The sequence below is a fragment of the Heyndrickxia sp. FW510-T9 genome (genome assembly GCF_058781025.1).
In genome coordinates, this window is the sequence record NZ_JBYSWK010000006.1 from 117248 (window position 1) to 129132 (window position 11885).

12 protein-coding genes and 1 pseudogene are annotated in these 11885 nt (G+C 36.0%); 12 read left to right on the top strand and 1 reads right to left on the bottom strand.

Annotation, left to right across the window (positions count from 1 at the left end; all coding sequences use genetic code 11):
- The first annotated feature begins 237 nt into the window (after positions 1 to 237).
- From AC3WJF_RS05165 to AC3WJF_RS05185, 5 genes are all read left to right on the top strand, one after another.
- Complete coding sequence (locus AC3WJF_RS05165) at positions 238 to 591, top strand: YflT domain-containing protein (protein ID WP_492450058.1); 354 nt, start codon at positions 238 to 240, stop codon at positions 589 to 591.
- Between the two features lie 74 nt (positions 592 to 665).
- Entirely contained in the window at positions 666 to 917 is a 252-nt protein-coding gene (locus AC3WJF_RS05170) for an HPr family phosphocarrier protein (protein ID WP_492450059.1), read from the top strand.
- A gap of 46 nt (positions 918 to 963) precedes the next feature.
- Positions 964 to 1473 (top strand): universal stress protein, encoded by a 510-nt coding sequence (locus AC3WJF_RS05175; protein ID WP_492450060.1) that lies wholly within the window; start codon positions 964 to 966, stop codon positions 1471 to 1473.
- A 247-nt stretch (positions 1474 to 1720) separates the two neighbouring features.
- On the top strand, positions 1721 to 1867 hold the full coding sequence (locus AC3WJF_RS05180) for a lmo0937 family membrane protein (RefSeq protein ID WP_492450061.1): 147 nt from the start codon (positions 1721 to 1723) through the stop codon (positions 1865 to 1867).
- A gap of 341 nt (positions 1868 to 2208) precedes the next feature.
- A complete protein-coding gene (locus AC3WJF_RS05185) occupies positions 2209 to 3465 on the top strand; it encodes an aminopeptidase (RefSeq protein ID WP_492450062.1) in 1257 nt (418 codons plus the stop codon).
- An 881-nt stretch (positions 3466 to 4346) separates the two neighbouring features.
- On the opposite strand, the gene AC3WJF_RS05190 is transcribed toward AC3WJF_RS05185, so the two are convergent.
- Positions 4347 to 5309 carry a helix-turn-helix transcriptional regulator gene (locus AC3WJF_RS05190; protein WP_492450063.1) on the bottom strand — a complete coding sequence of 321 codons (963 nt, stop codon included), beginning with the start codon at positions 5307 to 5309 and terminating at the stop codon, positions 4347 to 4349.
- A gap of 111 nt (positions 5310 to 5420) precedes the next feature.
- Here AC3WJF_RS05190 and AC3WJF_RS05195 point away from each other — a divergent pair, with 111 nt between their 5' ends.
- The 7 genes and pseudogenes from AC3WJF_RS05195 to AC3WJF_RS05225 all read left to right on the top strand — a co-directional run bounded on the left by AC3WJF_RS05195 (position 5421) and on the right by AC3WJF_RS05225 (position 11870).
- The gene (locus AC3WJF_RS05195) at positions 5421 to 5900 is read left to right on the top strand and encodes a GyrI-like domain-containing protein (protein ID WP_492450064.1); all 480 of its coding nucleotides are present in this window, start codon (positions 5421 to 5423) and stop codon (positions 5898 to 5900) included.
- 22 nt (positions 5901 to 5922) lie between these two features.
- On the top strand, positions 5923 to 6387 hold the full coding sequence (locus tag AC3WJF_RS05200) for a DUF8821 family protein (RefSeq protein WP_492450065.1): 465 nt from the start codon (positions 5923 to 5925) through the stop codon (positions 6385 to 6387).
- A 128-nt stretch (positions 6388 to 6515) separates the two neighbouring features.
- Positions 6516 to 6689, top strand: a pseudogene (locus AC3WJF_RS05205) (MFS transporter); the annotation flags it as partial.
- A 235-nt stretch (positions 6690 to 6924) separates the two neighbouring features.
- Positions 6925 to 7647 (top strand): DUF421 domain-containing protein, encoded by a 723-nt coding sequence (locus tag AC3WJF_RS05210; RefSeq protein ID WP_492450066.1) that lies wholly within the window; start codon positions 6925 to 6927, stop codon positions 7645 to 7647.
- A gap of 554 nt (positions 7648 to 8201) precedes the next feature.
- Positions 8202 to 8978 (top strand): sugar phosphate nucleotidyltransferase, encoded by a 777-nt coding sequence (locus AC3WJF_RS05215; protein ID WP_492450067.1) that lies wholly within the window; start codon positions 8202 to 8204, stop codon positions 8976 to 8978.
- Positions 8971 to 10929, top strand: a complete 1959-nt coding sequence (locus tag AC3WJF_RS05220) for a glycosyl transferase (protein WP_492450068.1) — start codon at positions 8971 to 8973, stop codon at positions 10927 to 10929. The genes AC3WJF_RS05215 and AC3WJF_RS05220 overlap by 8 nt, the downstream gene beginning before the upstream one ends.
- Positions 10926 to 11870 carry an NAD-dependent epimerase/dehydratase family protein gene (locus tag AC3WJF_RS05225; RefSeq protein ID WP_492450069.1) on the top strand — a complete coding sequence of 315 codons (945 nt, stop codon included), beginning with the start codon at positions 10926 to 10928 and terminating at the stop codon, positions 11868 to 11870. The genes AC3WJF_RS05220 and AC3WJF_RS05225 overlap by 4 nt, the downstream gene beginning before the upstream one ends.
- Positions 11871 to 11885: the final 15 nt, after the last annotated feature.

Here is an 11885-nt window from a genome sequence, read left to right on the forward strand (position 1 = left end):
TTAAACGGGGATGTACAGATATGATTGACCTCAACTATCAATATAAATTTCTATATTTTCTTGTAATCCATCCATTATCTTATAATCATTTTTAAATACTTCTTATAGAAAAATGTATCATCTCTGCTTCCTTTTCTCTATTCCTTAATTATTTAATTTTTATTCTTAGTAGTTTAACTTTTATCAAAAAAGTGTATGTATACAGTATCAGGTATCAACTACTGGGAGGAATTGTATATGTCTACAAAACCTTATGTAAAGGAATTTTCCAATGAACAAGAAGTTGAAAGAGAAGTTGTTACGTTACAATCAAACGGAGTAAATCCATCTAATATTTATGTGTTAACTCATGATCAGGATAGAACTAATAGAATAGCCAGTAAGGCTGGTGCAAACACAATTGGTACAGAAGAACAAGAACTGGGCACACTCATTATAAATGTTTTTAGTAAACCAGGGGACAGACTTCGTACTATGATGGAGGAAATTGGTCTATCTTCGGATGAGGCAAGCCTTTATGAAGAGAAACTCGATCAAGGTAAAATACTTTTATTTGTAAAAGATCAATATAACGTATTAAACATGCAATAAGTCATTCCCCTTATTATTACTTTAAAAGTACTAATCTATTTTTTATATGAATACTCTGAAAGGGCTGAGCTAATTTGAAAATTATTCGTTCCAAATCTTTCACATGTAAAGAACCTGTTAGTATTCTTAAGGTCTACCAATTTTTCAAAAAAGTATCATCCTACAAAGCCAATCTTATTTTAAGAAAAAATGGATTGCTAACAGATGGCAAGACATTTGCTTCTATCGTTACTTTTTTCATGATGTTAAAAAAAGGAGATTCATATATGTTTATTTTGGAAGGGAAGGATGCAGACAAAGCAATGGAAGCAATTGTAGATTTCTAAACACGGGTATAGAATTAAAAGTCAAAAACGAAAGGAAGAGCATGTCATGTATAAACATATTCTTGTTGGTTTTGATGGTTCTGAGGACAGTATGAATGCACTAAGAAGAGCTGCACAATTGTATTCTATGAACCATGACCATGACTCAAAAATAACGGTTGTGCATGCAATTAAAGAATCTATAAATGAAATTGCTTTTGATCATTATCATTTAACATACCCAGTGGTGCCTAGTATAGATGGAGGCATTTACCCTGCCAAAATACCTCCGCACGAGGACGAACTTCGACAAAATCCTCAGCAATCTATCGATGATAACTCAAGTCAGGTTATAGATCATGCGAAATCATTTTTAAATCATCATGATATACCAGCAGAATTTGAGACATTGAATGGAAGGCCCAGTAATGATTTATGCGATTTTGCTTTAGAGCATCATGCTGATTTAATAATTGTAGGTAATAGTGGGAAAGGATTACTTGAAAAACTATTAGTAGGCAGTGTAAGTGAAAGTATTATGAAAAAAGCAGAAATGGATGTTCTAGTTGTTAAATAAAAAACTATGTTCATAGAATATAAGCCCTTGATCAGCAATATGGAGAGGCAGTCATGAAAGTGGAATAACATATAAAAAAGGTTGCAGTCGAATTAATTGGCTGCAGCCTTTTTGCAAAATTATAGTCTACTAGTTTCCAAAGGTTTGACTTTAAACTGGCTTGGGTAATAAATGACTAAAGCATTTGTTTAGTATTATCTGAACTTGAGGATAATCATTTCTAAATTTAAAGAAAGGGAGATACATAATGTTGTGGTGGATTATCGGTATCTTAATTGTGCTGTGGGTGCTTGGCTTCTCGTTTCATATTGCCGGAAGCTTTATTCATCTTCTTCTAGTCATTGTGCTTATCGCCTTGATTGTGAATCTAATCAAAAGTGCTATGCGTAAGTGAATGGAAAATGTAGACAATTTATTAAAGGAAATGAAACTCGTGAAAAAGGGGCTCTGCAAAATCGGCGGTTACCGACTTTGCAGAGCCTCTAGTATTTTTTCGTCCCTAGAATCTGGGCTTGATGAATATCGATTATGTTACAGAGATCTTATGAGTTTTTACAATAACCCCGAATTAATTATAAACTCACCTACTGACAATCTTTTTTTATCTTTTTCTCAGGATCAAAGAAGGAATACCTCTCTTCTTATTGAAATAAATAGTAGTGAAAGCCTGAAACTATAGCGGATGAAAGGTATGCAGGTGGATACTAGGATCAATCATGTGAGGAGGGAAAACATATGACAACAGCTTCAAAATTAAATTTGTATGCAGAGCTGGCAATACGGATTGGGGTTAATTTACAACCAGAGCAAATTCTTGTAATAGGGCAGGATACTTTTCCAGTACCGCTTGAATGTGTTAAGTTTGTTCGAATATTAACTAAGAAGGCTTATGAAGCAGGGGCTAGGCAAGTCTATGTCAATTGGGAAGACCCGGAACTAAATCGTATTAGACTGGAATCTGCTGCTGAAGAGTCGCTTGATGAATACCCAAAATGGAAGGCTCAGTGGATGGAGGAAATGGTGGAACAAGGTGCTGCTTTTTTAGCCATCTTTTCACCAAACCCAGACCTCCTGTCAGGCATTGACCCATCCAGAATAGCTCGTGCAACGAAGGCAAAAGCTAGTGCCTTAAAGAACTTTTTAGCTGATTACACTAGTTTTAAAGTGAATTATAGTATTTTATCGATTCCTACCAAGCCTTGGGCGGAAAAGCTTTTTCCTGAGTTGTCCACTTCTGATGCGATTGAAAAACTGTGGGACATCATTCTTATGATTGTTAGGGTGGATACTGAAAACCCTGTTTTGGAATGGGAGCGTCACGTTTTGCAACTGGGTGAAATGACGCAAAGCTTAAATTCACGTCAATTTAAAAAGTTGCATTACACAGCACCTGGAACTGACTTAACCGTTGAGCTGCCTCGACAGCATAATTGGGTAAGTCTAGCTTCTGTTAAAAACGCGAATAATGTTCCATTCCTGCCTAATTTACCTAGTGAGGAGGTATTTACAGCACCTTATAGGACCGGAGTTAATGGGACACTTTCAAGTACAATTCCATTGTATTATAACGGGACATCGATCGATAACATGCAATTAACCTTCAAGGATGGCAAGATTATTGATTACACTGCAAAGAGTGGACTGGAAACATTGAAAGGAATAATTGAAACGGACGAAGGCTCTCATTATTTAGGGGAAATTGCATTGGTGCCTGATAATTCCCCCATTTCCAACTACAATATGGTTTTTTTGAATCCATTATATGATGAAAATGCTTCTTGCCATTTTGCCATTGGACAAGCTTATCCAGCCTGTGTGGCAGATGGACAATCTATGAGTCCAGAGCAGCGTTTAGAACATGGGTTAAATCAAAGTTTAATCCATATCGATTTCATGGTCGGCTCGAATCAGTTAGATATTGACGGCGAAACTCATGATGGACAGATAATTCCATTGTTTCGCAAAGGAAATTGGGTAACAGGAGCTATATAGCATCCCTTATTGATAAATATGAAAGCAGCAAATCTTAAAATAAGTAGTTCGGTTCAGAAGTAGAAAAATAAAAAGAACAAGAGTTATAGCAAGCGAATTAGCATATAAATCTGCTTGCTTCTTTTTCTTATTATGACAGGGATTATTAGGTTTAAAACTGAAAATAGCAATAGATTTAGCACAGGTTTTAGCAAGTAGGCAATAGCTATTGGTCACACTATAAAATATGTGTTAAAAGCACTGTCAAAAACGTTGCAAATTGTGTAATCAATTATTAGATTTATTTAGAGAAATGAAGGTTAATGTTGGGAGCAGGTTAAGTACCCGATCAAATAAATAGACGGAAAAATTCCGCTTAATTCGTAATTATTATTAAAAAAGACATAAATAGACGGAGAGATTCCGCTTATTGTCTCGAAAAATGCAAAATTAGGATATTTTGCTTTGTATAATGGGAAAATCTCCCCTTATTTACCCAAAAATGAGCTCCATTCTGCATTTAACAGAAAAATCTCCGCTTATTTTCCTTTTGCTGGTTACTCGTTTAAGGACAACACATCTTATTTAAAAATAATTGAGGATTTTAGCAGTGACGTTCTTTGGCAAAATTTGATTTTTCTTTGCGTTAGTTGAAGAACTGGTCATTTGATTATAAAAAAGCAGAGGATGCAAAAACCTCTGCTTTTTCTGTGTAATTTTATTATCTATAAGTATGCGATTAGCTTGATATTGACCTTGTAAATTCAGTTTTTCTACTTCACAAACGAACTACTTATCTTAAATATTTGCTGCTTTGTATTCCCACATCCAGAAACCTTTATCTTTTCTGGTTGCTGATAACAGGCCAATCTCAAAATTATTTTGGTTTTAACAGGCACTGCTTATGGGCAGAATAAGCGTAATCTCTCTTTTAAACTTTCTAAGACTTCTTCCGGCACTTCCCTGATCTTGATATCGCCACCTAGAAAAAGTAGCCAATTTGTTATTTCCGTCAATTCTTCTGGATTATTAGCATTGATAAAAGTCCTTAGAATGGCTGTGGTTTGATAAGGATTCGTATAGGAAATGGAAACTTTTAAAGGATGATATTTTTTGAACTGGGCAATCGCCTTTGGACCAAGTTCAAGAACAAGATTAATTACTTCTTCCAGCTTACTTAGTTTTTCTAAAATTTTTTTCCTACTTAATCTATTTTTCGTATAGTATGGTTGGACATTAGTAAGATTGTCGACAGGGAAAATCCCCCTTTTTTCATCATTTAAGTCAAATCCTTCAATCAGCCAAAGACCTTTTTCGTGATAAAGGTGCAAGAGATAAATTGCATAAGACTTTATTACCTTCTCTTCTTGAATGGTTATCAATAAATAGCTATCCAAAAGAAGGATTTGAATGAGTTTTTCTAGAATAGGATGAGGTAGGTCTGACAGTTCAAGTAGGTCAGGATTATTGGGGTTTGTCCCTTCAAAAAGCAAGGTTTGATTTAATAGAACAAGGTCATCTTGCTGGTTTTCAGAGATCAAGCCTAGTAATTTTTCGGCTAAAGACTGACGACTCTTTAGATAAGGTAGTTGTTTATTTCTTGTTGCCATGAAGGCAATGAAAAGAGCTTTAATCTCATTATCGGTAAATCGAACAGTAGGAAGGACAGAGTTGTTCATGACAAAATACCCCCCATCCCTTCCAACTTCAGCGACAAGTGGCATTCCCATGGCTTCAATTTCTCTGATATCCCTAATAGCTGTTGAACGAGAGATGTTAAATTCTCGCATGATTTCAGAAATTGTAAAGTTGGCGCGGTTGTTGATATACCGCATGATGATATTAATCCGTTCAACTTTTTTCATCGTTGCCTCCTAAACAGTATCATTTTTTGACACAATTAATGATTATTATAAACTTATCAAGTGGAAAGACCAATCATTTGATTAATTTTTTAAAAAAGGAAGGTTTTGAAAATGACGAATTATATTCTAGAAGAAAAAGACAGTTTTACCGTTTTAGGTATTGGAACAGAGCTTAAAAGCCATTACACAGACTTTGCTGGCATAAACAAGGAAAAGGCAGACTTTTGGCAAGCCATCAGCCAAGATGGAACGCTTAACACTTTAAAAGATCTGGCCACCAATGACTACATTTTTGCTGTGAACGAAGCGGTAAATAACAAGATGATGCATTATGCTGGCGTCATGACAGAGGAATCGTTACCAGAAGCAACGAGAGTTATCCAATTTCCTAAGGGGGAATACCTAGTTGTTAAAGGGGAAGGGAATACGGCTGATGAGTTAAGTAATAAGCTCGCTGGCGTTGCCTTTGGTCAAGTCTTGCCAGAAGCAAAGGACTTTGCCTATGTTGGTGGGCCAAATACAACGGTTGAGATGGGTCAGCGAAACGGCTTAGTATTTGGTGAAATGTGGATTCCTGTTGTTAGGAAATAAAGTGATCAAAGGAGAGATGGAATTGTCCTATATCGTTGATTTTAAAAATGTATCTACGGTTGGTTTAGAGTCTTCACCCGTAGTAGAAGCTCTTGCAGGTTTACGTGCTAACGAAGCCCGTTATTTTATGAACAAATACAAGCATGAATTTACGGTAGTACCAGCTAGCGAAAGTCAGGAAAGCCTTGATTATGTGAACCGAATTTTGAAAGAAGAACGTGATATTGAGTTTGCGGCCAAACCCTTAGAAACTTCGCGTTTTCAAGTGGAAAATATCAAATTTACCTACGTCATTTATGAGGATGGCCTTGTGCTCAACGTCATGTATACTGTTGATGACCCAAAGAAGCGAGCTGTTGGTTTTAAGCTTTCTGAGGGTATGGAAGTACCGAAGGAGTTAGCAGAGAAGTTTAAGTTTGCTAGGCAGAAGTCTAAACTAGCTGGAACAATTCGGGGCTCGTTTTTTGTAATTAAGGGAGAATATTAAAGTAAGTAAAAGCACAAGTAGAGGAAGACAGACATTTTTTGTATATGTTCATGTAAGAATTCAATAACAAAACAGCACTCTCCATCAAATTAGAGAGTGCTGTTATTTTTTTGTAAAAACAGTGTTTACTCACTTCTACGATGTCACGCAAAACTTTATTACTTTGGATTATGGTTATTTTTATTGTTGGCAATAGTATGGTAGCAAGTGCTACAAGTATTGGTGTATTACTAGTTGCTCGTGTGATTTCTGCTTTTTCACATGGTGTCTTCATGTCTATTGGTTCAACGATTGCTGCAGAATGGTTTAGAATCTTCTACAGCTCTTCCACATCCCTAAACTTCTTATAGACACCTGAAATCAAAACGCGAATTTTGTAATTTACTCTAAATGTCGGTCGAACCCTGGTACTCCTCCATTAGTATGTCTTTCCTTGATTTTTAATAAAATATCAATTGAACAAATGAATATCTTGTTAATTGTCCACTAATACTACTATCTACAGACGATAATAAATATAAAAGAGGTTGATCATATATGGAAAAAATTTTCTTCATTACAATACTAAAAGGTATTTTAATATATATTTTAGCATTATTTTTAACCCGAAAAATAGGTACTAAACTAATATCAAAAATGACCTTTTTTGATTTTATTATGGGTGTTTCAATGGGTTCAATAGTCGCAAATGCAATCATTGATAAGCAATCTGCCACACTATCAGCTACAACTGCATTGGTGTTATTTTCCACTTTAACTATATTCTCCGGATACTTAAGCATGAAAAGCTTCAGATTAAGGAAGCTAATCAATTCTGAACCGATAACTTTAATTGAAAATGGAACCATTGTGGATGACAATATGAAGAAAATAAAATTGACTATAAATGAATTAAAGATGAAATTAAGAGAAAAAGATGCCTTCAATGTGGCAGACGTAGAATTCGCCATAATGGAAACGGATGGAAAACTTTCTGTATTACCAAAATCAGATAAAAAACCACTTACTCCCTATCATATGAACATTCAAACAACAAGTACAGGTATTGAAAAGGATATAATCATTGATGGGACGATAATGGAGGAAAACTTAACAAGTGCTGGATTAGATAAAGAATGGCTAACATCTGAACTGAATAAACAAAATATCAAAGATTGTTCAGAGGTTTTTTATGCTGGATTAGATAATACTAAAAAACTGTATATATCTAAAAAAAATAGTACAAATAAAGAAACTCATGGAAAATATGGCATTGAATAATTTTTTTGCTTAACGAACATGCGGAGGTACTGTCTTATAAAACTTTTTTGGCCTTATCAGCGTACTTTTCCTTGCCCCTAATATCCCCACTTTGTTTGTAAGAATGTGCTTCCAATCTTCATTGCTTTCATCAAGAAACAATTGCGGTTATTCAGCAGCGCTGATTCAGGGAAATCTTGATGAAAAGGTTTATGTCTAGGCTACCTTCAAAAGCTGTTCATTTCCGTGTTAATCCTGAGCAATGCTCATGCCTTTACTTTAAATAAATAGGCTGCCTCTAAAGAGGTTCATTGAGACAGCCTACATTTACAAATTAGCAAAATCTCATTTACTTATAATAAGGTTCACCGTACCTATTTTATGCGTAGTTATTAAATATGCCTTCTTTACCGTTCTCAACCATATCAATGTAGTATCCTCGTGTAAACAAATGTGTTTTGGATGTGGTAAAGAAATATGGCTATATTTCTACAGAATGAGTAAAAGCTCCATATCCTTTTTTATGGCATGTACATAAGATGTTTTATGCAAAAAAAATGGAAAGGGTGGATCTGTTGAAGGTAGTCATTTTATGTGGCGGAAAAGGATTAAGAATGAGAGGACTAACAGAAGATGTTCCTAAGGCATTAGCGAAGGTTAATGGAAAGCCTATCATTTGGCATATTATGAAGCATTTCAGTCAGTACAATCATACTCATTTTATCCTGCCATTAGGATATAAAGGAGAGCAAATTAAGGATTTTTTTATTGGTTATCCATGGAGAAATCACAACTTTGAGCTGGATCTTAGCGAAAACAAATACAGATTGCTAAATGAAGTGGACTCCTGGAAGATTACTTGTGTAGATACAGGTGAAGATACAATGACAGGTGCCAGAATTAAAATGGTAGAGGATTTTATAGACGATGACATTTTCTTTGTGACATATGGAGATGGACTAGCTGATATCAACCTGGATGAATTGCTTAATTTCCATCAACAACAAGGAAAAACAGCCACACTATCGGGAATTAAAAGAAATAACCAGTATGGAGTACTGACCATCGAACATGGGATTGCCACAGATTTTAGGGAAAAGCCCATGTTGGACGTTACGATTAATGGAGGATTTTTTGTCTGCAATAGAGAGTTTTTTAATTATTTATCTGAAAATCCGGACTGTGTCCTTGAGGAGGAGCCTTTAAAGAATCTTGTGAAGGCTAGAGAACTTGCCGTTTACGAACATGATGGATTATGGATTTCCATTGATACCCCCAAAGATTTGGAAGAGGCGAATAAATTATGGAACTTCACCGATAAAGCGGAAAAGAGGAGAAAGGCAGATGCATAACCTTTCGAAGAATGTAAAAAAAAATACCGATTATCATTTCTGTGTCATGTCAGGGAAAGAGTATTGTCTGAAGGTCATCGCACTTCATCACTCATTGCAAAAGAATTGCCAGAATTTTAAACTGTGGATTTGCTGTATGGATCATTTTACTTATTCCCTTTTTCAAAAACTGCACATGGAAAATGTCCATCTTTTGAAAATAAGTGAGCTCGAAGATGACAGTCTCCTTAAAGTCAAACAGGAGCGAAAGCCCAATGAGTATTGCTGGACTATAAAAGCTGTACTTGTTGAATATCTATTAACGACATATAACCTCGATAAAATGATCTACTGTGATGGAGATCTCTACTTCTTTTCCGATCCGGCTGCTATTTTTAAGGAGTGGGGCAATTATTCTGTTTTTTTATGCCCTCAGCGTGATCTGGATTGGGTAGAGCAAATATATGGAAGGTTCCAGGCCGGCTTAATAGGATTTAAAAACGACCAATACGGAATGGAAAGCTTGAAATGGTGGAAGGAACGCTGTATTGAGTGGTGCAGCCATGAAGAGAACAATGGACGGTTTGGCGATCAAAAATATCTCGATCAATTTCCACTCTTTTTCCAGCGGGTGAAAATTTCTGGTCATTTGGGAATTGACGCTGCTCCCTGGAACAGTATTTATAACAACAACTTTGAAATCTCTTTAAAAAATAAAAAAGTTTTCATTGAAACTCACCCGCTCGTCGTCTTTCATTTTGCCTGCCTCTCCATTTTTAACCACTACAAGTTTGATTTATGGTCATTGGGCACAATACAGATTCCAAATAAGATTCTCGATCTTATCTATACTCCCTATTTACAAGAAATTCGGACAGCCATGAATGAAATAAAAGCTATAGATCCGGTTGCATTGGCCCATTGTTTAAGTGGACAGCTTGATTCTAAAGCAAAGACATTTTATAACGATACCCATTCACGACGAAAAATGAATAAATTTGATAATTTCTATCATTTTGCAGTCATTCTCAGTAAAGAGTACTTAATAAAAGGAATGACCCTATATTCTTCATTAAAAAATCAGATTGACAACTTCCATATGCTGATTTGTTGTGTTGACAATGAAAGCTATAATCTGGTCAAAAGCCTAAATCTCAGCAATGTTACACTTATTCCGGCAACGGAAATAGAAGATAAAAAACTTCTGGCTGTAAAGGGGCATAGAACATTGCAAGAATATTGCTGGTCATTGAAAGCCCCATTTTGCCAGCATATTTTAAATCACTTTACAGAAGTAAACCAACTATTCTATTGTGATAGCGACTTGTATTTCTTTTCAAACCCAAAGCCGCTCCTTGAAAAATGGGGCCAATATTCTGTTTTTCTTTGCCGCCAAAGGGGGACCAATGAGCTTGAAAGAGTCCATGGCCAATACCAGGCAGGCCTAATCGGATTTAAAAGAGAAGAAAACAGCATGAAGATTCTGAACTGGTGGAGAGAAAAATGTTTGGAACGGTGTTCAGCCGTTTATGAGCCTCTTTATGGTACATGGGGGGATCAGAAATATTTAGATGCAATCCCACACTTATTTTCGAATATTAAAGTAAGCGAGGACACGGGGATCAATGCCGCGCCATGGAATTTAGTGATGAATAATCATCATGTTGTTTCCACAAAGGGAAAAAAGGTAATGATAGATGGTCAAGACTTAATCGTCTACCATTTTGGAAGCCTATTAATCCTGGATAAGAACCGCTACGATTTCTGGAAATGGGAACCATTAGCTTTTGACTCTTCTATTAAATCAAATATTTATGAACCATATATCAATCAATTAAGACAAACATTCAAAATGGTGGAAAAACAATTGAAACAAAAAAGTCCCGCTCCTTTTTTTGCCACCGTTCCGAATGACTACAAACCAAAAAACCCTTTCAAACTGCACAAAAGAAATGGTGAAGGGACATCATGAATTTACATTCGTTTGAAAATAAAAGAGTTTTAGTTACTGGAGGCTTTGGTTTTATCGGTTCGCACTTGGTTAGAAGGTTGCTCCAGGAAAAAGCTCAGGTAGCTGTACTTGTCCGCGAAACATCCAACCCTTGGAGGATTAAAGATGTGCTGAAGGACGTTCATGTTTTTAAAGCTGATATCCGCAATACGACGAACGTAATAGACGCCGTGCTTCAATATTCACCACATTACATTTTCCATCTTGCAGCATATGGAGTCAATTCAAATCAACAGAGTTATGTGGACGCTGTTCAAATAAATGTCCTGGGAACCATTAATATCGTACTAGCCGCAAAAGAGGCTTGTTGCGAAAGAATCATTAATCTTGGAAGCAGTTCGGAGTACGGCGATAAAAGAGAACCCATCCATGAACATATGAAACTTGAGCCTGTCGATTTATATGGAAGCACGAAGGCCGCGGCAACTCTTATATCCCATCAAATTGCATTAGAAAAAGGCATTCCCATTGTGACTCTGCGACCATTTGGAATATTTGGCGAAATGGAGGATTCCCATAAATTATTTGGATATACCATCATGAGCCTACTTAAAAACCAAGAAGTAAAGCTGACCTTGTGTGAGCAATATAGGGATTACTGTTATATAGACAATCTCATTGATGCAATATCCATTGCAGCACTAGAGCCATCCGTTCAAAACGAAATTTTTAATATCGGAAGCGGGGAGGCCTTTCCATTAAAACATTTTATCACCTTGATTTTTAATAATATTCAAACATGTCAAGAACCCCAATATGGTGCAATTTCAAACAGAATCAATGAACGAACATGTCCCCTCCCTGATATCAGTAAATTCAAATCAACGTTTGATTGGAATCCCGCAATACCACTAGAAGAAGGACTGATTAGAACCATTAACTGGTATAAACAAAATCATTGATCGAGAATGCGAGGG

Excerpts from the sequence above, each read along its gene's own strand:
- AC3WJF_RS05185 (WP_492450062.1), top strand. The coding sequence starts at position 2,209 with ATGACAACAGCTTCAAAATTAAATTTGTATGCAGAGCTGGCAATACGG.
- AC3WJF_RS05195 (WP_492450064.1), top strand. The coding sequence starts at position 5,421 with ATGACGAATTATATTCTAGAAGAAAAAGACAGTTTTACCGTTTTAGGT.
- AC3WJF_RS05165 (WP_492450058.1), top strand. The coding sequence starts at position 238 with ATGTCTACAAAACCTTATGTAAAGGAATTTTCCAATGAACAAGAAGTT.
- AC3WJF_RS05175 (WP_492450060.1), top strand. The coding sequence starts at position 964 with ATGTATAAACATATTCTTGTTGGTTTTGATGGTTCTGAGGACAGTATG.
- AC3WJF_RS05210 (WP_492450066.1), top strand. The coding sequence starts at position 6,925 with ATGGAAAAAATTTTCTTCATTACAATACTAAAAGGTATTTTAATATAT.
- AC3WJF_RS05190 (WP_492450063.1), bottom strand. The coding sequence starts at position 5,309 with ATGAAAAAAGTTGAACGGATTAATATCATCATGCGGTATATCAACAAC.
- AC3WJF_RS05220 (WP_492450068.1), top strand. The coding sequence starts at position 8,971 with ATGCATAACCTTTCGAAGAATGTAAAAAAAAATACCGATTATCATTTC.
- AC3WJF_RS05225 (WP_492450069.1), top strand. The coding sequence starts at position 10,926 with ATGAATTTACATTCGTTTGAAAATAAAAGAGTTTTAGTTACTGGAGGC.
- AC3WJF_RS05180 (WP_492450061.1), top strand. The coding sequence starts at position 1,721 with ATGTTGTGGTGGATTATCGGTATCTTAATTGTGCTGTGGGTGCTTGGC.